The sequence below is a fragment of the Archangium sp. Cb G35 genome, assembly GCF_001896145.1.
Classification (GTDB): Bacteria; Myxococcota; Myxococcia; order Myxococcales; family Myxococcaceae; genus Archangium; species Archangium violaceum.
In genome coordinates this window covers 203467-227402 of the sequence record NZ_MPOI01000001.1, presented here as the reverse complement: position 1 = coordinate 227402, position 23936 = coordinate 203467, and the positions used below count along the sequence as shown (strand labels likewise).

The following is a 23936-nucleotide window of genomic DNA, read 5'->3' as shown; positions in this document are numbered from 1 at the left end:
GGTCCCCCCCTTATGAGTGCCCCCCAGAGTGGACCCATCCTCGGCATCGACTTCGGCACGACCAACACGGCGGCGGCGTTCTTCGACCGTCAGGGGAAGCTGAAGCTGGTGTCCGTGTCGGACAAGAACTTCATCCTCCCGTCCGTGGCCTGGTACCACGCCGCGGACAAGGCCATCGTCGGCCCGGCCGCGCGCCGGCAGATCATCGACGACCCGCGTCACACCATCTTCGGCAGCAAGCGCTTCCTCGGGCGGCGCTACCAGTCCGAGTACGTGCAGAGGCACCGCGAGCGCTTCGCCTTCAACCTGATGGAGGGCACGGACGGCTACTGCGCCGTGAAGGTGTACAACCGGGTGACGCCGCTCAACGAGGTGGCGTACTTCATCCTCAAGCACATCCTCACGCTGGCCAACCACGCCGCCGGAGAGCCCTTCTCCGAGTGCGTGCTCACCGTGCCGGCCCACGCGAGCATCCGCCAGCGCGAGGCGGTGCGCTACGCGGCCGAGCGCACGGGCCTCAAGGTGCGCGCCATCATCAACGAGCCCACCGCCGCGGCGCTCTACTACGCCAACCTGCGCAGCCCGGAGCAGACGGTGATGGTGTTCGACCTGGGCGGCGGCACCTTCGACGCCACGCTCATGTCCGTGCAGAACCGGGTGGTGAAGGTGCTGGCCACCGGTGGTGACGCCTTCCTCGGCGGCGCCAACTTCGACGAGTGCATCGTCGAGCACCTGGCCGAGGAGTTCCGCCAACAGCACGGTGTGGATCTGCGCGGCAACAAGATCGTCATGCAGCGGCTCGTCTTCGCCGCCGAGTCCGTGAAGATTCAACTCTCGCGGGCGGAGGTGGCGGAGCTGCGCGTGCCCTGCATCACCCAGGGGCCGGACGGCGGCTTCCTGGACTTCCAGTTCCGCCTCACGCGCAAGCGGCTGGAGGAGATGACGTCCCGGCTCATCGAGCGCACCGTGTCCGCGTGTGACGAGGTGCTGGAGCGCGCGGGCCTGAAGCCGGCCCAGGTGGACGAGCTGGTGCTGGTGGGCGGCCAGACGCGCATGCCCGCCATCCGCGAGCGCCTGTCGCACTTCCGCCGCTTCTCCTCGGAGAAGGACGTGCACCCGGAGCTGGGCGTGGCGGTGGGCGCCGCCATCCTCGGCCGCAACCTGTCCCGGCCCGGCGGCACCGGCCTCATGGACGTGGTGCCCATGCCCATCAGCGTCATGCTCCCCGGCGGCGCCACCCACGAGGTCATCCCCTCCAACACCCCCGTGCCCTGCCGCAAGTCCGTGTCCCTGGAAGCCCTTCCGCCCGGCCCCACCCCGCTGCCCGTGCTCGTCTTCGAGTCCCTGGACACCACCAGCGTGGACCGCGAGGTGCTCGGCACCCTCCAGGTGGGCCCCGAGTGGCGCCGCGGCGGCTCGCCCCGGCTCGAGCTGCACATGGGCCAGGACTTCGTGCTGCGGGCCTCTCTCGTTGGCGCCGACGGCAAGCCCGTCCCCGCCCCCATCGTCGACGCGAGCCCTCAAATGAGAGCGCCCCGGGCCGCGGCTTCTTGAGCCACGGCTCCGGGGCGGGATTCAAGCCGGGGTGAGAAACACCCTCACCCCGACCCTCTCCCGGGGGAGAGGGGGGAGTGACACCTCACTGCACCGTGAAGATCAGGTCGTCGCGGTCGTCGTACGAGCCCGTGGTGCAGACGCCCGCGGAGCCCTGGTAGCGGAAGTTCGCGCGGATGGCCTGGTTGGCACCGGTCGGCAGCGTGTAGTTGGCGGTGATGGTGCGCGCCCCGGAGCCCGCCGGCTTGTACGAGCCGATGAGCACCCACGACGGGCTGCTGGCGTTGGCCGCGTAGTACAGGTCCAGCGTGTCCGACGTGGCGGAGTAGGCCCACACCGTGGCCGTCACCGTCACCTGCTTGCCCGCCTTCAGGTTCGTCCCGTCCACCGTGGCCACCTTCAGCCGGTCATTGGACTCGTCCGAGTGGTAGGTGCCCGAGGCGCCGTCCGTGCAGGAGGCGTTGATGGTGTTGGGCTTGTTCACCTCGGGGCCCAGGCCGCCGCGGCCGTTGAGCAGCGTGCCCGAGTCGCAGCCCGCGCCCGCCGCCGTGCACCGAGGCGCCTTGAGCGTCGCGTCGTAGGTGGCCGTGTTGACGGTGCCACCACCGCCGCTGTCCACCGGCGGAGGCGTGTTGCCCGTCGTCGCGCCCTTGGCCAGCTCACCCATGAAGGACACCGCCAGCTTGGAGAACTTCACCGAGTTGGCCGCCGTGCCGCCCGTGACCGACAGCGTGTCGCCCGAGGTGTGGATCTGCGGGTTGTCCGTGCTCATCGTCGCCTCGAAGGGCATCGAGGCCGGGAAGCCCGCGCTATTCCACGAGGCGTGGTCCGAGCAGCCGTAACCGCACGTGATGTTCGTCCAGGTCAGCCCCGGCTGGTACGTGGAGATGAGGCTGGTGGTGAAGGAGTTCTGCGCGGCGTTGGTGTTGTCCGTCACCATGCCGAAGTCGTAGCTGGAGCCCTTGTAGTTGGTCATGTCCAGTTGGAGCACGCCCACCACGTTCACCCCGTTGTTCCTGTGCCAGTTGGCGATGTCCGCCGAGCCCCGCAGGCCAATCTCCTCGGCGGCATAGGCCATGAACTTCACCGTGCGGGCCGGCTTGTAGCCATTGGCCACGGCCACCCGGAAGGCCTCGGTGAGCGAGGCCACGCCCGAGGCGTCGTCATCCGCGCCCGGCGCCGCGGCGGTGGAGCCGCTCTGGTTGATGGAGTCCAGGTGCCCGCCGATCACCACCACCTCGTTGGGGTGCGTGGTGCCCGTGATGGTGGCGATGACGGACGGCTGCGGCGAGGTGGTGCTCGCGTGCGTGAAGAGCGCCACCGAGATGTCGCTGCGCCCGTTGGCGATGGTGGTCCACTGGCTCCTCAGCCAATTGGCCGCGTCGATGCCCGACTGCACGTTGTAGCGGCGCGTGGTCCAGGTGGTGGACAGGTAGTTGATGGTGTTGCGGATGTTGAGCTCCTGCACGCCGCTCAGCATCGCGTTCACCGACGGGCCGTTGTTGAGGTTGTAGCTCACCAGCGACGCCAGCGGCTGCGGCGCGGTGGAGCCCTCCACGGCCGCCAGTGCCTGCGCCTCGGTGTCATGGGCGATGAAGCCCGCGCACCGGTTGAGCTTGTCGTGCATCGCCGCGGCCAGCGTCTCCAGCTGCGACTCGCGCACGCGCAGCACCGCCACTCCGCCCTTCTCGAGCGCCGGCGCCGGCAGCGTCAGGCCCTTCTGCTGGAACGAGGCGCGCGCCGGCTCCAGCGCGTCCGCCCCGATGGTGATCCACACTTCCTTCTCCTTGGGGGCTGCTTCCGCGAACGCGGGGGCGGCACACGCGAGCATCGCCACGACCGTTCCAAACTTCCTGATTGCCATACGCTTCTCCTGGCGCTGGTGCTTCCTTCGGGGGGGGGGTTCCGCGAACCGAACCTGTCCGGTTCAAAGGAAAGGCAGACTTATCCGCCAATACGCGAACTTATTGTACCCAGGGCGTAGCCGGAAATAACTTGGAGTGTCGTGTGGAAAACCGGCTCGGGAAGAACCTGGGAGGAGATGCCGCCGCGCGGCAATGCTTGCGGGCTCAATCAATCCCAGGCCCTGGCGGTCCTCCGTTGTGGTAGCACGCGGCCTCCGCCAGGAAGGGTTTCCAAGGATGCAGCCAGGAGAGGCACTCTTCGTCCACCCGGGATTGAAGATCAAACCGTGCGAGTGGGGTTATGGCGTCTTCACGGAGGTGGCCATTCCCGAGGGGACCATCCTGGAGGAGTGCCACTACCTCAAGGTGCCCTTCCGCACCGTGCGCAGCTCCGCTCTGTCCGACTACGTCTTCAACATCGAGTGGGGCCCGCACGAGGAGGACCGTGGCGGCGAGTGGGTGGCGATCGTGATGGGCTCGGGGATGATCTACAACCACTCGCAGGACCCCAACGTGTCGTACTACCGGGGGTACCAGAAGGGCCACTCGCCCAAGGACGTCTTCACGTTCTACGCCCTGCGCGACATCGAGGCCGGCGAGCAGCTGTGCATCAGCTACGGGGAGAACTGGTGGAAGACGCGCGGCCAGGACATGCCCTGAGCCACGGCCCGGGCCTCGGGGAGCGCGGCTTGTCGCTCCGTCGGAGCCCGTGACATAAACCCTTGCATGCGCATGGGTCGCCTTGGAGTCCTGGTTCTGGCCACGCTGGTGGCTGCTTGCGAAGAGAAGCCCCCCGCCCCTCCCGCGAAGTACAGCGTGGGCGGAACGCTCGCCGGGCTCTCCGGCGGCGCCCTCACCCTCCAGCTCAACGGGCAGCAGAGCCTCACCCGGAGCGCGGACGGGCCGTTCTCGTTCGAGACGCCACTGGAGGACGGGAGCGGCTACGCGGTGACGGTGGCCAGCGCGCCCGCGGAGCAGGAGTGCTCCGTGGAAGGCGGAACCGGCAAGGTGGCCGGTGCGGACGTGAGCTCCGTCCAGGTGCGCTGCGCGACGAGGACGTACTCGATCGGCGGCACGGTGGAGGGCCTGCGCGGGACACTCGAGCTGGGCCTCGGAAGCGAGCGGCTCCAGGTCACCGCGAATGGCGGCTTCACCTTCACGACGAAGCTGCCCCGTGGCGGCACGTACTCGGTGGAGGTGAAGACGCTTCCCGCGGGCCAGCGCTGCACCCTCTCGAATGGAACCGGGACGGTGGCCGGCGACGTGACGAACCTCTCGGTCCGCTGCATCGACTGGTACACGCTGGACACCCACCAGGCCGCCAGCGTCGTCATCGGCCAGAAGGACTTCACCAGCGGCTTCCCGCACCAGGCGGACACCGCCGGGGCCAACACCCTGGATGGTCCCCTGGGCAACCCGGTGCTCGCGGGCGGGCGGCTCTACCTCTCGGACCAGAACTCCAGCCGCGTCCTCGGCTTCAACGGCGTGCCCTCGGCCAACGATGCCTCCGCGGCCTTCGTCCTCGGACAACCGGACTTCACCTCCATCGAAGCGGGCAGCGGGCAGGGAAACCTGGACGGACCCGCGGGCCTTGCCAGCGATGGGACCCGGCTGGCGGTGACGGACTATCGCAACAACCGCGTCCTGCTCTACCCGGCGCTTCCCGCGAGCACCGGGGCCACGCCCACGCTCGTGCTCGGCCAGCCCGCCCTGGACACCCAGGCCGAGGGCTGCGGCCGGGATGACCTCCGCCTCCCGAAGGACGTGTTCATCGGCCACGGCAAGGTGCTCGTGGCGGACAGCGGCAACAACCGCGTCCTCGTGTGGAACACGTTCCCCAGCGCGAACGCGGCCCCGGCGGAGCTCGTCCTCGGCCAGCAGTCATTCGAGTCCTGCGTCCCCAATGACGCCACGGGCGACGGCACGGAAGACGCCACGCCTTCCGCCTCCACGCTCTTCAGCCCCACGGGGGTGTGGACGGATGGCACCCGCCTCGCGGTGGTGGATACCGCCAACAGCCGCGTGCTCCTCTGGAACAGCTTCCCCACCGTGAATGGGCAGGCCGCGGACGTCGTGCTCGGACAGGCCGACTTCACTTCGCGTGTCACCGGCACCACCGCTTCCAGCCTGCGGATTCCCTCCTACATCGCCTCCACCGGGCTGCAGCTCTTCGTCGCCGACAACCAGAACAACCGGGTGCTGGTGTGGAACCAGTTCCCCACCGCCAACGGCGTGGCGGCGGATCTCGTCCTCGGGCAGCCGGACTTCACCTCCGACACCGAGGCCTCGCCTCCGAACGCCAGCGGCTTCAGCCAGCCGGCCGGCATCCTCCTGGCGTGGCCCCATGTGGTGGTGCCGGACGCCAGCAACAACCGCGTCCTCGTCTTCACCAGCCGTTGAATCCTACCTCGCCCGTCTGCCCGTCTGCCCGGCGGCCTGCCCGTCGGCCCACCTCTACTTTCCGAGGAAATGATGGTTCCTCGGGGTCGCCGACTATCCGAATTCCATCCCCCATGTATGATTACGTACAATCACGGGGAGAAAAGGGGATGACGTTGGAAGCTCCCTGATCCGGAGCAACTGGCGAAGTCGCCTTGAAGCACTCCCCGAGCGTGAATGCTTCGTAGGGGACGTCGCCTGATGAAGAAGAACGAAGCAGCTGCCGTGAGCTGGTCCGCCGACCCCTCCGTGGTGGTGGACACGGACATGGACGAGCGGACCATTGCCGCGGACGTGGAGTCGCTCTTCACGCCCGTGCCGCAGGCGCAGCCCCATACCTGGGATGGGCCCTCCAGCTCGGGCCACTCCAGTTCGGGGCATTCCAGCTCGGGCCATTCCAGTTCTGGGCTCTCGAACTCGGGGCTCTCGGGCTCGGGCTTCTCCGGGTCCAGCCCCTCGGGCTCGGGCCTCACGGGCCCCGGGGAGCTGGATGGCCACGGACTCAGGCCCGGCACGCGCATCCAGCACTACGAGTTGATCCGCGAGCTGGGCAGCGGCGGCATGGGTACCGTCTTCCTGGCGCGTGACACGCGGCTGGGCCGGCGCGTGGCCATCAAGTTCCTGCACACGCAGGACGCGGACGTCACCAAGCGCTTCATCCTCGAGGCGCGCACCACGGCGCGCTGCAGCCACGAGAACATCGTCATCATCTACGAGGTCGGCGAGTCGCAGGCCGGCCCGTTCATGGTGCTCGAGTTCCTCGAGGGCCAGCCGCTGATGAAGGTGATGGGCAAGCAGCGCCTGCCCCCCTCGCGCGCGGTGGAGCTGATGGTGCCGGTGGTGCGTGCCCTGGCGTGCGCCCACGAGCAGGGCATCGTCCACCGCGATTTGAAGCCGGAGAACATCGTCGTGACGAACGCGGGCGCCATCAAGGTGCTCGACTTCGGCATCGCCAAGGTGCTCCAGGGGGACGAGCCCAACGAGGGCCTGATGGCCCAGGGCAACGGCAAGCCCCACCTGCCCTCCGCGCACGAGCTGGGCGAGGACGTCTCCAACCTCACCCGCCGTGGCGCCATCATGGGCACCATGGCGTACATGGCCCCGGAGCAGTGGGGCATCGGCGTGCCCATCGACCACCGGGCGGACATCTGGGCCGTGGGCATCATGCTGTTCCGGATGATCGCCGGAAAGCACCCGTTGGACCCGCTGCGCGGCCCGCAGCTCATGGTCACGGCGATGATGGACGAGGCGATGCCGCGCCTGCAGAGCGTGGTGCCGGACGTGCCGCCGGACCTGGCCGCCGTCATCGACCGGTGTCTGCTCAAGCCCAAGGACGAGCGCTTCCCGGACGCCAACACGCTGCTCAAGGCGCTGGAGCCCTTCCTCCCCGGGCGCTACAGCCGCGAGCTGCGCATCGACGAGAGCCCCTACGCGGGCCTCAGCTCCTTCCAGGAGGCGGACGCGGACCGCTTCTTCGGCCGCACGCGCGAAATCGCCGCCCTGGTCAACCGCATCAGCGACCGGCCGCTGCTGGCCATCGTGGGCCCCTCGGGCACGGGCAAGTCCTCCTTCGTGCGCGCGGGCCTGGTGCCCGTGCTCAAGCGCTCCGGCACGGCCTGGGAGTCGCTCGTCATCCGTCCCGGCCGCAACCCGCTGGGGGCCCTGGCCAACATCGTGGCGCCGCTGGTGAGCTCCTCCACCACCGTGGAGGAGGACATCGCCGAGCAGCAGCGGCTCGTCGAGCGCCTGCAAGCGGAGCCCGGTTACGTGGGCAGCCTGCTGCGCAGCCGCGCCCGCCGCGAGCGCCGCAAGATTCTGCTCTTCATCGACCAGTTCGAGGAGCTCTACACGCTGGTGCCGGATGCGAAGGAGCGCCTGGCCTTCACGGCGTGCCTGTCGGGCATCGCGGATGACGCCACCTCGCCCATCCGCGTCATCCTCTCCATCCGCTCGGACTTCCTGGACCGGGTGCCCGAGGACGAGCGCTTCATGGGCGAGCTGAGCCAGGGGCTCTACTTCCTCACCGCGCCCAACCGCGATGGCCTGCGGGACGCCCTGGTGCAGCCGGCGGAGATGGCCGGCTACCAGTTCGAGAATCCGGCCATGGTGGACAACATGCTGGAGCACCTGGACGCCAGCCAGGGCGCGCTGCCGCTGCTCCAGTTCGCGGCCACCCAGCTGTGGGAGTCGCGCGACACCAAGAACAAGCTGCTCACCGAGAGCGCCTACCAGTCCATCGGCGGTATCGCCGGCGCGCTCGCCACCCACGCGGACAGCGTGCTCGCGAGCATGTCCAACGCGGAGCGCACCCTGGTGCGCGCCGTCTTCCTGCGGCTCGTCACCCCCGAGCGCACGCGCGCCATCGTGTCGGTGGACGAGCTGCGCGAGCTGACGAAGGACTCGGGGGAGATGTCGCGGCTCATCGATCACCTGGTGCAGGCGCGTCTGCTGGTGGTGCAGACGGGAGGCGGGGCCACGGGCGCGACGGTGGAGATCGTCCACGAGTCGCTGCTGCACAGCTGGCCCACGCTCAAGCGCTGGCTGGACGAGGGCCAGGAGGACGCGGGCTTCCTCGAGCAGCTGCGCAACGCGGCCCGGCAATGGCAGGCGAAGAGCTTCGACAACAACCTGCTGTGGCGCGGCGAGATGGTGGAGGAGGCGCTGCGCTTCCAGCGGCGCTTCCGCGGGGAGCTGCCGCAGTTGCAGCAGGACTACCTGGCGTCCGTCTTCGCGCAGGCGAAGAAGGGCAAGCGCTTGAGGAAGGCCCTGCTCTTCGGCGGCACGGCCTTCCTGGGCCTGCTGGTCATCGCGGCGGTGGTGGCACTGGTGGTCATCAGCAACGCGCAGCGCGAGGCCCAGCGTCAGGCGGAGGTGGCCATCAAGGCGGAAGCCGTGGCGCGCACCGCCGAGCAGACGGCGCGCAGTGCCGAGGTGGAGGCCAAGCAGCGTCTGGCCGAGGTGCAGGCCAAGGAGTTGGAGCGTCAGAAGGCGCAGCAGGCGGCGGAGGCCGCCAACAAGCAGGTGGCGCTCGCCAACGAGGAGCTGCTCAGCAAGAACGACGAGCTGCTGCTGGCGCTCAAGCGGGCGCAAGAGGCCCAGACGCGCGCCAAGGGCGCCAAGAGGCGCGCCGAGTCCAGTGCGCGGGAGGCGCGCCTGGCCAAGGAAGAGGCCATCAAGGCGGCGGAGAGCCTCGCCAACCTGCTGCGCCGCGAGCAGGAGCGCGCCCAGCGCCTGCAGTCCCAGCTCGGCAGTCCGGTCATCGAGGTCCTGAAGTGAGAACGGTGATGAACAGGTCCAGGTTCGCGCTCACCCTGTCCGCGGCGCTCCTCGCGCTGTGGACCGTGCCCACGGAGGCCCAGACGCCCCGCGGCAAGCAGAAGGCCCCGGCGGTGCGCAAGGCCGGCACGAAGCTGTCCGGTGCGAAGAAGCCCGGAGCGAAGCTGCCCGGCTCCAAGCAACGGGGCGGCAAGAAGCGGCCCGGAGCCGTGGAGAAACCCGCTGAGGATGCGGCCCTCTCCGGGCTCCCCACCGCGTCCGACGCGCCCGTGGAATCCGCGCCCGCGTCGCCCGACCTCACGCCTCCGGCTCCCGCCCCGCAGCCACAGGCGGCCACCGCCCCCGAGCCGGCCGGAGAGCGGCCCTGGGCCAAGGGCGTGTCTCCGGAGCAGCAGAAGGCCGCGATGGCGCTCTTCCAGTCGGCCAATGCGCTGCTCAAGGAGTCCGTCTTCGTCCAGGCCGTGGAGAAGTACCGCCAGGCGCTCGATGCGTGGCCCCACCCGGCCATCCACTACAACCTGGCCCTGGCGCTGATGAACCTGGACCAGCCCGTCGAGGTGCACGAGCAACTGGTGGCCGCGCTGCGCTTCGGCCCCGCGCCCCTGGAGACCGAGAAGTACGAGTACGCCCGCAACTACAAGACGCTCATGGAGCGGCAGCTCGCCCGGGTGGACATCTCCTGTGACACGCCCGGCACCACCGTGACGATGGATGGCCAGACGTTGTTCGTGGCCCCCGGCAAGTACTCGGGGCTGGTGCGTCCCGGCGCGCACAGCATCGTCGCCTCCAAGGAGGGCTTCCTCCCCACCGACCAGAGCCGCACGCTGCTGCCCGGTGAGACGGCGACCCTCCAGCTGAAGATGTTCACCTCCGAGGACCTCATCGAGTACCGGCGCAAGTGGGCCGCGTGGATGCCCTGGGCGGTGATGGGCGCGGGTGTGGCCGTGGGCGCGGGCAGTGGCTGGCTCCACCTCCAGGCCCGCGACAACCTGCGCGCCCTCGATGCCGGCGTCACCCAGTGCGGGGGATGCTTCCTGACGCCCACCCTCGATGCCACCCTCAACCGGGGCAACACCTACCAGGCGCTCGCCATGGGCGGGTACGCCGTCGGCGGGGCCGCGCTCATCACCGGCGTGGTGCTCGTCTTCATCAACCAGCCCCAGCCATTCCAGATCGACCCCAACCAGAAGAAGGTGGAGACCGTGAGTGTCGCGCCCCTCGTTGGCGGCGGCACGGGCGGCATCCTCACCACCTTCCGTTTCTGAAATCCCCCCTTCCGAGAGCCCCCCATGAGACGACAGCCGCCTCTCCAGATGAACGGCCGCATCGCCGCGCTCGCCCTGACGCTCCTGGCCCTCACCCCCTTCCTGTCCTCCTGCTTCGAGCCCACCAGCGTCCAGTGCCCCTCCGGCCTGTTCTGCCCCACCGGCCAGAAGTGCGCCGCCCGGCAGGACGTGTGCATCAAGACGGACTGTGGTGACGGCATGGTCCAGCAGGGCGAGGCCTGTGACGACGGCAACATCGTCGACGGCGACGGCTGTAACCGCACCTGTACGTCCATTGAAATCTGCGGCAACCAGGTCGTCGACGTGTCCAAGGAGGAGGTCTGCGACGACGGCAACACCCGGGACCGGGACGGCTGCAGCGCCAACTGCAAGTCCAGCGAGCTGTGCGGCAACGGCATCGTGGACCGGGCCGTGGGCGAGGTCTGCGACGACTTCAACAACCGCTCGGGTGACGGCTGCAGCGCGGACTGTCTGTCCGTGGAGGTGTGCGGCAACGGCTACACGGACGCCGCCAAGGGCGAGAAGTGCGACGACGGCAACAACGAGAGCGGCGACGGCTGCAGCTCCGACTGCAAGTCCCAGGAGAGCTGCGGCAACGGCTACAAGGACACCGCCAAGGGCGAGGTCTGCGACGACGGCAACAACATCAACGCCGACGGCTGCAGCTCCGACTGCAAGTCCAACGAGACGTGTGGCAACGGCGTCAAGGACGTCTCCGTCGGCGAGTTCTGCGACGACGGCAACCTCGTGAGCGGTGACGGCTGCAGCTCCGACTGTCTGTCCGGCGAGGGCTGCGGCAACGGCGTGCGCGACCCGGAGGAGCAGTGCGACGACGCGGGCGAGTCCTCCAACTGCAACGCCAACTGCACCCTGCGCATCTGCGGCGACGGCATCGTCAACCGCACCGCCGGTGAGCAGTGCGACACCCGGGGCGAGTCCGCCGAGTGCAACGCCAACTGCACGGCGCGGCGGTGCGGCGATGGCATCGTCAACTCCACCGCCGGCGAGCAGTGCGACAACGGCACCCCCGCCAACTCCGTCACCTGCGACAACGACTGCACCATCCCCTACTGCGGTGACCGCCACGTCAACGGCGCCCTGGGGGAGGTCTGCGACACCGGCGGCGACACCCTGACGTGCAACGCCAACTGCAAGCCGGCCGCCTGCGGCGACAAGTACCTCAACACGGCCGCGGGCGAGCAGTGCGACGACGGCCCCAACTCGCCCTACTGCGACAATGACTGCACGCCGCCCCTGTGTGGCGACAGCACCCTCAACACCGCCGCGGGTGAGAAGTGCGACGACGGCAACACCTCCAACGACGACGATTGCCTCGGCACCTGCCAGCCCAACATCTGCGGCGATGGCCGCGTCAACGTCAACGGCCCCGTCCGCACCGAGGCCTGCGACGACGGCAACACCAGCACCGAGATCGAGTGCTCGTACAACACCCGCACCTGCACCTACTGCAACGCCACCTGCTCCTCCGTCCTCAACCTGACGGGCCGCTACTGCGGTGACGGCGCGACGAACGACGCCAGCGAGAAGTGCGACGACGGCAACAACACCACCGAGACCGAGTGCGCCTACGGCACCAAGAACTGCTCGGCCTGTGACGCGGCCTGCTCGGCGACCCTCAGCCTGACGGGCCGCTTCTGCGGTGACGGTGCGAAGAACGACGCGAGCGAGGTCTGTGACGACGGAAACACCATCACCGATTCCGAGTGCAGGTACGGCGAGAAGACCTGCACGCTGTGCAACGCGGACTGCTCGGCCCCCATCGAGCGCACGGGCCGCTTCTGCGGTGACGGTGCCCGCAACGACGTGAGCGAGGCGTGCGACGACGGCAACAACGTCAACGAGGGCACCTGCCCCTATGGCCAGGCGAACTGCACCACCTGCAACGCCAACTGCACCGCCGCCCTCAACCTCACCGGCGCCTTCTGTGGTGACGGCCTCAAGAACCACCCCAGCGAGGTCTGCGACGACGGGGACAAGATCGACAACGCCGAGTGCCCCTATGGCCAGGCGAGCTGCAACATGTGCAACGCGGACTGCACGGCGTTCCTCCCCCTCACGGGCCGCTTCTGCGGCGATGGCGCGAAGAACGACCCCAGCGAGGTCTGTGACGATGGCAACACGCTCAACGAGACCGAGTGCCCCTATGGCCAGGCGAGCTGCAACACCTGCAACTCGACCTGCTCCGCCGTCATCCCCCGCACGGGCCGCTTCTGCGGTGACGGCCTGAAGAACGACGCGAGCGAGGTCTGCGACGACGGCAACACCATCACGGAGACCGAGTGCCCCTATGGCACCACGAGCTGCATCCGGTGCAACGCGACCTGTGCGGAGGAGCTGCCGCTCTCGGGCCCGTACTGCGGAGATGGGCGCGTCACCAACACCGAGGTCTGCGACGACGGCAACGCCGATGCCTGCGGCACCTGCAGCACCACGTGCAACCGGACCCAGTTCACCAAGGCCTCCGGCACCATCACCGCCGCCGCGGGCTCGAAGCTCAGGGACAAGGACAAGTTCACCATCACCGACGGCATCAACGGCACCACGGTGACCTTCGAGTTCGACGAGTTCGGAGGCGGGGTCTCCGCGGGCAACGTGCAGATCGCCTACACCGATTCGGCGACGGCGAGCCAGATCGCCAACTTCATCACCACGGCCATCAACACGAAGGTGACCGTTCCCTTCGAAATCACGGCGGTGGCCAGCGGCAGCACGGTGACCGTCACGCACCTGAAGGAGGGCTCGTTCGGCAACCGGGCCATGACCGAGTCCGTCAACGGCACCCTGGACTTCAAGGTCAACGGCATGGCCGGTGGCAGCGGCTACGACTGCCCCTCCGGCACGCGGTGCAAGAACGACACGGACTGCGACCCCAGTCTGGAGTGTCTGCCCGAAGGAGTCTGCGGAACGCCGTAGTCGCGGCATTCCGGCAGTGAAGCCGCCGGCGCGGCCTGGCGCTCGTCACGCGAGCGCGCCAGGACGTGGCCGGCGGTCTCGTTTCCGCCCCCCGCCGAGTGGAGCATCCACGAAGTCCCTGGACCTGGTCCGGGAGCCCGTGGATGTCCCCTCTCCCCCTGGGAGAGGGTCAGGGTGAGGGTCTTTCCGCCTCCAGGCCAATGCCCATTCCAGGCCCCCCGCAAGACAACGGGCGGCCCCCCTGGTGGGGAGCCGCCCGCTCAACAACCCATGCTGCTCACCTCGGCTACGGCCGGGTGTAGTTGATGGCCAGGTTGTAGGTAGCCGCGGTGTAGCCGCGCACCATGATGTACGCGCTGGTCTGGCCCGCGGGCACCGTCACGTCGCACGTCTCGGAGGCGCCCGAGAGGTACGGACGGCAGTTGTAGCTGGAGGTGGTCGGCTGGGCACCGAAGCGGACGTAGAGGTCCGGGTCACCCGAGCCCGTCATCACCACCTTGAACTGCGTCCCCGGCACCACGCTGAAGCCGCCGTGGAAGGCGTTCTGGCCCGAGGCCACCGAGCCACCGGCCGTCTCGCTCACCGGGCCGCCACCGCCGGAGCCAGCGGTGTACGAGCCCTTGAGGCTCATGCCCGAGGCGGACGAGTAGCCGTAGATCTTCACGTAGTACGTGCCGGCGCTCGGAGCGGCGAAGTTGCAGGCCTCCGTGTTGCCACCCGCGTAGGGACGGCAGTCGTACGAGGAGCTGGTCGGCTCGGAGCCGAACTTCACGTACATGTCGCCGTCACCCGTGCCACCGCTCAGGTTGAACGCGAGGTTGGTGGAGCCCGCGGGCACCGCCAGCGTGTAGGTGCAGCTCCACGCGCTACCGGACACGGAGATACCCGTGACGCTCACGCCGTTGGAGAGCGCGACGGGCGTGGTGCAGGTCGGCGGCGGGGTGGTGCCACCGCCCACGCCCACGGCCGTCCAGGCGGCCGTCACGGACGCGACCTCCGCCGTGGAGTAGCCGAGCGCCGTCGCGGCCTGCTCGGTGTACGTCTTCGCCTGGGCGAAGGTGGTGGAGGCCGTCATGTAGTCCACGTTGGCCTTGTAGAAGATGGCGCCGGCCTTCTGGATGCCGATGCCCGTCACCACCGTGGTCGTCTTGCCGCGCGGGTGCGTGCCACCATCGCTCAGCAGGTAGAAGGCCAGGTTGGCGATGCCCGAGTTCCAGTGCACGCCGCCGTTGTCGGAGCTGCCCGTGTAGCGCTCGGGGTAGTAGTCGTAGGACGAGCCGTCCTGCGTGGGGTTGGCCATGTAGCGGAGCGCGTCACCCGGGGTGTTGGGCGTCCACACGTCATCGCCCACCATCCACACCGCCGCGTCCGTCACCCAGCCCTTCGTCCACGCCTCGCAGTAGGCGCCGAAGATGTCGCTCATACCCTCGTTGAGCGCGCCGGACTCGTTGGCGTAGGTGAGGTTGGACTCGGAGCTGGTCACCGCGTGGGTCAGCTCGTGCACCGTCACGTCCAGCGACTTGCCCAGCGGCGCGGACTGCGTGCCGTTGCTGTCGCCGTACACCATCTGGCTGCCGTTCCAGAAGGCGTTGGTGTAGTTGCTGCTGTAGTGCACCGTGCTGCGCAGCTGCGCGCCCGCGTTGTTGTACGAGTCGCGGCCGAAGTTCTGGTAGTAGCACTGGTAGGTGGTGCCCAGGTGGCCGTAGTTGTCGTCCACGTGGGTGTCACCGGTGGCCGCGCCACCCTCGGAGCGGCGGAGGGTACCGGGCAGCGAGGTGCCGTTGTTGGCCGAGTACACCGCGCGGTTCTGCGCTGCGTGGATGTCCGTGGACACCACCTCCACCGCGCCGGTCAGCGCGTTCACGTAGACGCGGTCACGGATGGGCAGGTCGCGGCCCTCGCCCGTCACCACCACCTCGTGCACCAGCTTCAGGCGGCTGTCCTTCTCGGAGCGGATGTACACCAGGCGGGCCTCGCCCTCGGTGGCGAGACGGCGGCCCACGGTGTTGTCCAGGGCGGCGGCGCGGGCGGCCTCACCGGAGATGCGCGCCTGCGTGGGGGCGAGCTCGCCACCGCGCGCCGAGCCGTTGGCCGCGTAGATGCGGCCGTCCTGGTCCACGTGCACCACGAGCTCGCCACCCACCACCGGCAGCCCGTTCTGCGTCTGGGCATAGCGGATGTGGCTGTGGCCCTGCTCATCCACGGAGATGCGCTGCACCACGAGATCCGCGGCCTGGAGGCGGAAGATGGGGGCGATGCGGTGGAGCGCGTCACCCACGCGGGCGCTCGCGTCACGGGCGGCGAGGCCCCGCAGCGACTGGCCCGCGGAACCGAAGTCACCGCGCACGAAGTAGGGCACCACACCGTCCTCGTGCTTGCCGAGCACCTGCGCGCCGGGGATGGCGCTCAGCGCCGCCTTCACGTCAGCGGAGGAGAGGGAACCAACGCTGTCGGTGCTCTTCTCCGTCAGCGTCTCGCTCGAGTCCTCCACCGCGCACGCAGCCAGGGGCAGAGAGAGGAGTGCAGCCAGAATCCGATTACGTACCAAAGGGGGACCTCCTGCTGGCCGATGGCGGAGATGCCATCGCAGCCGGGCTCTCCTTCAGCAGGAGTCATACCGAACCCCGAACTCCCGCCCTTTCCCTCTCAAATTCATTTTCCGGGAAGACGCACTGGAGCATGAATGTCCCATGCTCCCGCCCCCTCCGTGTAACCCTTCTTGACAAAGGTGGGTGTAAGTGCGCGTATTGATTGATGATCCAACAAATTGACGGGCTGTCCTGGATTCGGACACCGGGAGAGCGATGAGGTCCCGATCGACCCCGGCCCCAAAGGGAGGTGGACCCCCCCGCCGCCCGCGCAACATCCGGCCGGTGCCTCCATTCCCGAGCGGCTCCACGGGGGTGTGCAACGGATTGGTAGCAACCGGGGAGGCAAGAGCCAAGGTGGCTGATTCATTTGACTTTCGATGCGATGAGGAAGAATTGGAAGCGTCGCTTCACCCCTAGTCATCACAGGTCTCCATGACGTCCTTCGTTCTCCTGGCCCAGATGGGCCACAACGAGCAGCTGGGTTGGCTCAGCCGCAAGCTGCTCGGCGTGACGCTCACCAGCGCCGAGTGGGTGCTGTGGGTGCTGGTCATCCTCTCGGTGCTCTCCATCGCGCTGATGCTGGAGCGGGCCGTGTATTTCGCCACGCACCGGCTGCCCAACTCCGAGGAGCTGGCCGTGCGGCTGGCCCGCGGTGAGTTGGAGGCCGTGCGCACCGCGGTGGCCAAACACAAGGGCATGGAGGCCGCCGTGCTGCGCGAGGCCCTGGCTTCGGTGGATCAGGGCGCGGACACGGTGGAGCAGGTCATTGCCTCCACGGTGGCGCGCGAGCGCCCCCAGTACGAGCGCTACCTGTCCTTCCTGGGCACGCTGGGCAACAACGCGCCCTTCATCGGTCTGTTCGGCACGGTGCTCGGCATCATCAAGGCCTTCAACGACCTGGGCCAGATGAACGCCAAGGGCGCCTCCATGCAGCAGACGGTGATGTCCGGCATCTCCGAGGCGCTGGTGGCCACGGCGGTGGGTCTGGCGGTGGCCATCCCCGCGGTGGTGGCCTTCAACGTCTTCAACCGTCAGCTCAAGACGATCACCTCGCGCACCAACGCCCTGGGCCACGCCCTGGTGGGCAGCCTGCGCGCCGAGCGGGGCCAGGGCGCCACTCGCGCCGTGGCGTCCGGGGAGGCGCGCTAGGTCATGGCCGGCGGCGCTCAGGACAACGACGAGGAGATCACGGGCATCAACGTCACGCCGCTGGTGGACGTGGTGCTGGTGCTGCTCATCATCTTCATGGTGACGGCCAACTTCATCGTCCGCGAGACGGTGGAGGTGGACCTGCCCCGGGCCGCCAACGGCGGGGAAACGGTGCAGGGGCTCGTCAACGTGGTGCTGGACAAGCAGGGCAAGCTCTTCTTCGACGGCGCGGAGGTGAGCGAGGACGAGCTGCGGCGCAAGGTGGTGGAGTCACTGGCCAAGGACAAGGAGACGCGCGCCATCATCAGCGCGGACCAGAGCCTGCCGTACGGCCGGGTGATGAGGCTCATCGACGTGGTGAAGGGCGAGGGCATCGCGAAGTTCGCCCTCAACATCGAGAAGGACGTGGCGCCCGCGGCTACACCCGCGGCGCCCTGAGGGGTCTCCCAGGGTCATGAGCGAGGCCGCGATCAACCCACCCGTGTCCATCCGCCGCGACTCGTCGCGGGCGGTGCTGCTCTTCCTGCTGGTGTCCCTCGGGGTGCACGGCGGGGGCTTCTTCCTGCTGTCGCGGATGCAGGAGCGCACGCCTCCTCCGGTGCAACGCCCGGTGGATCTCGTGATGGTGGAGGTGGCGAAACCGCCTCCTCCGCCGCCCCCGCCACAGGAGGAGCCCAAGCCGCCCCCGCCCAAGCCGAAGGTGGTGCCCAAGCCTCCGCCGGTGAAGGTGGCCCAGGCCGAGAAGCCACCCCCGCCGCCTCCGCCCGACGCGGCGCCTCCGCCGCCCAACGACGCGCCTCCGCCCGAGCCGCCCTCCAAGCCGGTGCCGCTGGTGGTGGGCATCTCCATGTCCTCCACCACGAGCACCGGTGGCTTCGCCGCGCCGGTGGGCAACACCGCCTATGGCAAGACGGGGAACACGGCCACGGACCCCAAGGAGGTGAAGGCCTACGCGGCACCCAAGTACGTGCCCGTGTACCAGGTGGACACCGAGCCCAGCGTGGCCTCCGAGGTGAAGATTCCCTACCCCGACGAGGCCCGGCGCGCGGGCATCGAGGGCACGGTGACGCTGTCCATCACCATCGACAACGAGGGCCGCGTGGTGAAGGCCACCGTCGTCAAGGGACTCGGCTACGGGCTGGACGAGGCCGCGCGCACCGCCCTGCTGCGCTTCCGCTTCAAGCCCGCCATCAAGAACGGCGAGCCCGTCTCCACGGAGATGAAGTACTCGTACACGTTCATGCTGGATTGACAGGCACGCAACACCGGAACGGGCGTCCACCCCTGGACGCCCGGGCCCGCCCCTCTCCCTTGGCACTCCGCGCTCCGGTGTAGAGTCCGTCCTCCCTACCGCCGAGGATGCCGGATGACGCTCACCGCCGAGGACCGCTTCAACATCGAGGTCATCAAGCTGCTGCTCCAGGTCGCATGGGTGGACCGGGAGATCACCAAGACCGAGCGCATGGTCGTCCTGGGCCTGGGCCGCAGTTGGAGCGTGCCAGAGGCCGAGCTGCACGCGATGATGGACCGGCTGGACATTGGCGGCACCATGCCCGAGCCGGACCTGGAAGTGCTGCGCACCCGCCCGGACGAGGTGTTGGAGGCCGCCCGGGCCCTGTGCGTCTCCGATGGCAAGCTCGCCGAGGGGGAGAAGGCCATGCTCGAGCGCATCACCTCCCGGCTGGGTGTGACGCCGTAGGCCCCTCCTCGCGCGGGCTCAGGCCACCGCGGGCTTCTCGGCGGGCGCCAGGTGCACGTCGATGCTCTGCGAGCCCTTCACGCCCAGGAACGTCTCCACGTTGCCCTTGCCGCCCGGCTCGAAGGTGATGGTCTGCATGTTCGAGCCCAGCTTCGCCTCGATGGTCAGCTTGCTGCCGCTGGTGGTGTACGTGGCCTCGGAGGCGCGGTTGCCGTTGAGGGTGACCTCGGCCTTGCCGCCCTCGTTCAGCTTCAGCGTGAGCGAGAGGTCTCCCTTGTAGAAGACCGTGTCGATCTTCCCCTTGAAGGCCGCCTGGGCGGGGCCGAGGTCGATGAACTCGCCGTTGCCCACGTTCACGAAGGCGAAGACCACCTTCGCGAAGATGTTCAGCTTCCCGCCCGCCGCGGTGCCACGTCCGATGAAGTTGCGGAAATCGACCATGTTCTCCCAGTCCGATGCCGATGAGTGAGACGGGGCACATGCCCCGGCGCCACACATCGTACCAGCGCCCGGCGTCCCCACCCGCCGCTGTTTCGCATGACGCGGGCGGACAGACGTGGACTGGCGGACAGGGGAGCGGCCCCGCTCAGGGGCTGACCTGGGTAACCGAGCCGTCCACGCTGGCATTGCGCGGCCGGGCGAAGCGGGCGAGCGACATGACGGGCGAGTAGGTGCTCGTGAAGTTGACCAGCATCAGCGTCATCAGGGATGCCCTCTCCCCGAGCGGACGCTCCATGAGGGGCTCCGGGAAATCCACCCGGAGGTCACCTTCCAGCGACCCGCCGCAGCTGCGCCGGCCCACGAAGCCATCCTCGGCGCGCCGCAGCACGTAGCCGCAGCCGCCCACGTTGCCGTAGAGCCACTCCTTGTCCAGGGTGAGGTCCACCGGCATGCCGCCGAAGCTGCCCCAGACGCGGGTGTCATCGCCCTCGGCGAGCTCCAGGTAGGTGCCGCGCGCGTCCACCGAGCCGGTGACCTCCTGCCAGGTCCACGCGAGGGACACGGGCCTGTCCCGGAAGCGGCCGCGGATGGCGTCGTTGTCGATGACGAGCGAGGACGCGGGGCCGGTGACGTACGAGCCCTGCACCAGCATGGGCTCTCCCGCCGGTTGGCCCAGGGGATACGCCGGCCCTCCGGTGCGGAAGTTGGAGTGGGAACCCGCACACCCGGCACCCAGGAGCATGAAACCCGACAGCAGCAGCAGACGCGACATGGCAGCCTCCGAATCGCTTGGCCGTGACACTCCAGGAAACGCACGGCCCGAAAAGGCATATCGGCCGGGAGGAGCGCTGCCCTATCTCCACCGGCGCGCGGGAGCCATCCCCCCCGCGCGCCAGCGGCTCAGGGACCCGTGGGGTCGCGCACGCAGGCATCTCCGAGGAAGAAGATGTAGGAGCAGACGGGCAACCGCGGTCCGCAATCCGTGTCCACCCGACACGGCCCCGAGCAGTAATAGCTGTTCCAACCCTCGACACAGAGCGCGCTCTCGCAATCATTGCCACTGACGCAGGGATCGACGCCCGCGCGTCCGGTTCCGCGCGCTCCGGTGAGGCACTGACAACCCGTCTCCTCATCGCACTCGCAGCGCTCATCCAGGGGACAATCGCTGTTGAAGGTGCACTCGAGCCCCGAGCCGCCGCCAGGACTCCCCGCATCGAAGGCCTGACCTCCGTCCATCGGAGCGCCCGCATCCGGCATTTCACCAGCATCTGGTACGCCCGCGTCCACGGGTTCGACGTCTGGAGAACCCGAATCCACGGGGCCGGCATCCGGTGAGCCCGCGTCTGGCGCGTTCCCGGCGTCCGGCAAGCTCGCGTCGGGCGTCCCCCCGCCCGCGTCGGGTGTCCCGCCATCCACATGGGTAGTGCCGTCCCCAGCGTCTGGAGCAGGACCGTCGGAAGGGACGCCGCCACAACGCGCGAGCGACACGATTCCCAGCACCACGAAAAAGACACTCCACCGTCTCACGAGCACACTCCCCTTCCAGTCAGCGTCACGAGGGCGCTCTCGTTGTCGTTGCCGAGGAGCGGACATCCGCCATCCGCCCATCATGACGCGCCGCGTCCCGTCAGCACCCTCGGCGTCAGCCGCGGAGCCTGCATTTCAGAAGAGGGAGGTGCAATCCGGCAGCATTTTGAGCGAAAATGAAAATCCTGCTTTCCATGGAGATCCAGCGATGCGCATCTTCTCTCGACCGCCCTCCGTACCGCAGAAGACCTCGAGCACGAACAACGCACGCCCGGCTTCGCAGCCCGCTCCCCAGCCCGCCCCCCACGTGAACCGGGCCCCCGTCGATTCCTTCAGTGCACCGCCCCGCGCCCCCGTCGCGCTCGAGGCGCCGCCACCGCCGCCGCGCCTCCCCCAGCAGGTCCAGGCGCAGCAGACCCAGGCGCAGCGGACGGGGCAGCAGACACAGGCGCAGGCACGGCAGGCGCAGCAGGCCCAGCAGGCGCGTCCGAGCACGAGCTCGGGTGCCTCCACGCTGCGCAACGAGGTGCTCGACGATGGGCGGAGCAACTGCCTGGAGGAGGCCTATGAGCTGGCCCGCCCGGGCGATCAGGTGGTGCTGCTGGCCGACTCGACGGATCCCGTGGGCCACGCGGTGGTGCAGCATCCGAATGGCTCGGTGGTGGACCCCAATGAGCCCACGCGCACATACCCGAGCTTGAAGGCCTGGAACGCCGCGCACCCGGAGTACACGAATCCGCAGGCCGTCTCGCAGCAGAACCTCCAGCGCCTCTTCTCCGTGCCTCCTGGAGCCCAGCGTGACGCGCTCATCCAGGACATGGGCCTGCAGCGCCTGGCCTCGCGCCAGGTGGCCGACGAGATGGTTCCCGCGGGCGTGAGCGAGGCCCGTGCGGAGGAGATCTCATCGCAGGCCAACGACGCCTCCGACTGCTGGGACGTCGTGGACGCCCTGGCGACGATGCCCGAGGGCCCCGAGCGCGACTACTTCATGCGCTGCCTGATGGAGCGCGATCCGGGAGAGGTCACCGAGATCCTGGGCGAGATGGGCGATCTGGGGGAGAGCCTCCCCCCGGAGGAGATGAACCTGGTCACGGACAGCCTGGCCTCCGCCTATGAGTCGGGACTGATCGACAACACGCACCTGGACGCGCTGTTGGATCCCGCGCGGGGCATGGCCTATCCGGGCGGGGGCGCCTGGAGGGATCCCACCTCGTTGGGGAAGCTGCTGGGACAGGTGCCCTCCGACGAGCTGAGGACCCACGCGGCGCTCACCCTGCAGGCCAACGCCGCGTCGCTCGACCCCACCAGTCCCACCAGCACCCTGATGATGAACGCGGCCGCGTACACGGCCGCCAGCAGCCCCGCCGCCGCGCAGGCGCTCCTGACCCGGGTGGGCCCGGAGAACATGCGGGCCTTCATCCACCCGCTCATCAACGGCGACACGCCGGTGGGCGACCCGGTCGGCAACCGCGAGGTGGTGACCACCCTGCTGAACACGGTGTCCAGCGCGCGCACGCCCGCGACCGACGCCATGGTGGCCAACATCCTGAACTACCCCCAGGTGAGCTCGCTGCTCCAGGACGACGCCCTGCGCGGCGCGCTCTCCGACTACATGGCCACGGTGCGCAACCCCGCGGACCCCGCCGCGGACGCCGCCCAGTGGGACACCTTCCTGGCCTCTCCGGGCGGGCAGCGGATGCTCGGCGATGCCGCGGCGTCCGGGACCACGATGGACGTGGTGCGCTTCCTGATGACCCAGCCCACGCTGGATACCGGGATGGCCAACCACTACGACGGAGACTTCGCCCGTTACGCGGCCACCTCCGCCCAGCAGCTCATTGGCGGGGTGGACCCCTCGCAGGTGGCTCCGAATGCCCAGGTGCCCGCCGAGCTGATGGCCGAGTTTCCGGAGCTGGCACACCTGCCTCAGCCCGTGACCGCGGCCTCCGTGGCGGCGCTGGTGCCCAACCCCCTGAGCGCCGAAGCGGTGGCCACCCGCCTGGAGGATCTGGCCACGACCGTGGAGTCCACGGGCAACCCGGACCTGGGCCAGTACGGCGCCGACCCAGTCCTGTCGGGCATCATCACCACGCTGTGGGGCAACCCCATCGAGAACGCACGCCTGCCGGAGTTCGCGCAGATGAGCGGTGACCAGCTCAGGGAGTTGGCGGCACAGGTGCGCACCGAGACGGATCCACAGCTCATCGCCAACAGCCTGGTGCTGGGGACGCTGCAGCACCGTGCGTACTTCGACAACGTGCAGGGCTTCGCCCACCACATCCAGGGCCAGGGCCAGAACATCCAGGGCCAGATCGACTTCGTGAAGGGCACCGCGGAGCTGGTGTTGTCGGCGAGCGCGAACAGCCTGGGCATGGCGCTGGGAGGTCCGGCGGGCGCGGCGGTCGCCAACGGCATGGTGGGTGGCTTCTTGAATGGCCGCGATCAGGTGGTGCGCAACGGAGGCTTCAGCAACTTCAACATGGGCGAGCTGGCCCTGGTGAGCGCCGCCAACGCGGGCGCCAGCCTGGCCTCCGCCATGATTCCAGCGCTCGGCACGCACCTGACCCAGCGCCTCCAGAACCTGAGCCCGGCGGCGCAGGCCCTCATCACGGGAGGCGCCACGGTGGCGGGCGCCATGGCCGACTCGGGGCTCTCGCAGATGGCGGGCCTGCTCGGTGACCCCGCCAGACGCGAGCAGTTCTTCGCGGCGGACCCGAGCGTGCAGTCCGAGGTGCTCAAGGCCTTCGTCGTCGGCGTGGCGGCGGGCGTCGTTCCCTGGGACGCCGTCGTGCCTCCTGGCGGCGACATGGGCGAGACCTGGCGGCTGTTCACGCAAGGGGGACGGCTGGGCGAGGAGTTCCAGGCCAACCTCTCGGAGGAGGTCGCCAAGGGGACCTTCTCATTCGTGGCCGGCGCGATCGCCAACCCCAGCATGGCGGATGCCGTGGCCACGTCGGACAGTCCCCAGCAGCTCCTGGAGCGCGCCCGCGAGCTGAACGTCGACCTCTTCGGCGGCCAGACGGGACAGGTGGACGACGCGGCGGCGGCGGCCATGCTCTGGGCGCTCTACCACCCCGAGAGCTGAGCCCCCGGGCCGGCCCCTGCACCGCTATTGGCAGACGAGGCCAGAGAACCC

Annotated in this window: 16 protein-coding genes; 11 read left to right on the top strand and 5 right to left on the bottom strand. The window is 69.0% G+C overall.

Annotated features, from left to right (window positions below):
- The first annotated feature begins 12 nt into the window (after positions 1–12).
- Positions 13–1554 (top strand): Hsp70 family protein, encoded by a 1542-nt coding sequence (locus BO221_RS00965; RefSeq protein ID WP_073558455.1) that lies wholly within the window; start codon positions 13–15, stop codon positions 1552–1554.
- 85 nt (positions 1555–1639) lie between these two features.
- Here the strand turns inward: BO221_RS00965 and BO221_RS00960 are convergent, their stop codons facing one another.
- Positions 1640–3418 carry a M20/M25/M40 family metallo-hydrolase gene (locus BO221_RS00960; RefSeq protein ID WP_073558454.1) on the bottom strand — a complete coding sequence of 593 codons (1779 nt, stop codon included), beginning with the start codon at positions 3416–3418 and terminating at the stop codon, positions 1640–1642.
- 277 nt (positions 3419–3695) lie between these two features.
- Here BO221_RS00960 and BO221_RS00955 point away from each other — a divergent pair, with 277 nt between their 5' ends.
- From BO221_RS00955 to BO221_RS00935, 5 genes are all read left to right on the top strand, one after another.
- On the top strand, positions 3696–4118 hold the full coding sequence (locus tag BO221_RS00955; protein ID WP_073558453.1) for an SET domain-containing protein-lysine N-methyltransferase: 423 nt from the start codon (positions 3696–3698) through the stop codon (positions 4116–4118).
- Between the two features lie 72 nt (positions 4119–4190).
- Positions 4191–5858 (top strand): NHL repeat-containing protein, encoded by a 1668-nt coding sequence (locus BO221_RS00950; protein ID WP_233165563.1) that lies wholly within the window; start codon positions 4191–4193, stop codon positions 5856–5858.
- 240 nt (positions 5859–6098) lie between these two features.
- Positions 6099–9173, top strand: a complete 3075-nt coding sequence (locus tag BO221_RS00945) for a serine/threonine-protein kinase (RefSeq protein ID WP_083680613.1) — start codon at positions 6099–6101, stop codon at positions 9171–9173.
- Positions 9174–9181: 8 nt separating this feature from the next.
- Positions 9182–10438 (top strand): hypothetical protein, encoded by a 1257-nt coding sequence (locus BO221_RS00940; protein ID WP_073558450.1) that lies wholly within the window; start codon positions 9182–9184, stop codon positions 10436–10438.
- 24 nt (positions 10439–10462) lie between these two features.
- Positions 10463–13393, top strand: a complete 2931-nt coding sequence (locus BO221_RS00935) for a DUF4215 domain-containing protein (protein ID WP_083680611.1) — start codon at positions 10463–10465, stop codon at positions 13391–13393.
- A 286-nt stretch (positions 13394–13679) separates the two neighbouring features.
- Here the strand turns inward: BO221_RS00935 and BO221_RS00930 are convergent, their stop codons facing one another.
- On the bottom strand, positions 13680–15941 hold the full coding sequence (locus BO221_RS00930) for a M4 family metallopeptidase (protein ID WP_073558448.1): 2262 nt from the start codon (positions 15939–15941) through the stop codon (positions 13680–13682).
- Between the two features lie 475 nt (positions 15942–16416).
- Here BO221_RS00930 and BO221_RS00925 point away from each other — a divergent pair, with 475 nt between their 5' ends.
- The 4 genes from BO221_RS00925 to BO221_RS00910 all read left to right on the top strand — a co-directional run bounded on the left by BO221_RS00925 (position 16417) and on the right by BO221_RS00910 (position 18832).
- A complete protein-coding gene (locus tag BO221_RS00925; RefSeq protein ID WP_073558447.1) occupies positions 16417–17133 on the top strand; it encodes a MotA/TolQ/ExbB proton channel family protein in 717 nt (238 codons plus the stop codon).
- Positions 17134–17136: 3 nt separating this feature from the next.
- Entirely contained in the window at positions 17137–17571 is a 435-nt protein-coding gene (locus tag BO221_RS00920; RefSeq protein ID WP_073558446.1) for a biopolymer transporter ExbD, read from the top strand.
- Between the two features lie 16 nt (positions 17572–17587).
- Positions 17588–18385: an energy transducer TonB gene (locus BO221_RS00915; RefSeq protein WP_073558445.1), complete on the top strand. Its 798-nt coding sequence runs from the start codon at positions 17588–17590 to the stop codon at positions 18383–18385.
- 114 nt (positions 18386–18499) lie between these two features.
- Positions 18500–18832, top strand: coding sequence for a hypothetical protein (locus BO221_RS00910; RefSeq protein ID WP_073558444.1), 333 nt, complete (start codon positions 18500–18502; stop codon positions 18830–18832).
- 18 nt (positions 18833–18850) lie between these two features.
- Here BO221_RS00910 and BO221_RS00905 read toward each other — a convergent pair whose 3' ends face one another.
- The 3 genes from BO221_RS00905 to BO221_RS00895 form a co-directional block, all read right to left on the bottom strand.
- The gene (locus BO221_RS00905) at positions 18851–19273 is read right to left on the bottom strand and encodes a hypothetical protein (protein WP_073558443.1); all 423 of its coding nucleotides are present in this window, start codon (positions 19271–19273) and stop codon (positions 18851–18853) included.
- 145 nt (positions 19274–19418) lie between these two features.
- Positions 19419–20045 carry a hypothetical protein gene (locus tag BO221_RS00900; RefSeq protein ID WP_073558442.1) on the bottom strand — a complete coding sequence of 209 codons (627 nt, stop codon included), beginning with the start codon at positions 20043–20045 and terminating at the stop codon, positions 19419–19421.
- Positions 20046–20173: 128 nt separating this feature from the next.
- Positions 20174–20509, bottom strand: coding sequence for a hypothetical protein (locus BO221_RS00895; RefSeq protein ID WP_143195196.1), 336 nt, complete (start codon positions 20507–20509; stop codon positions 20174–20176).
- Between the two features lie 499 nt (positions 20510–21008).
- On the opposite strand from BO221_RS00895, the gene BO221_RS00890 reads away from it, so the two are divergent.
- Positions 21009–23885, top strand: coding sequence for a hypothetical protein (locus tag BO221_RS00890; RefSeq protein ID WP_073558440.1), 2877 nt, complete (start codon positions 21009–21011; stop codon positions 23883–23885).
- The last annotated feature ends 51 nt before the right edge of the window (positions 23886–23936 follow it).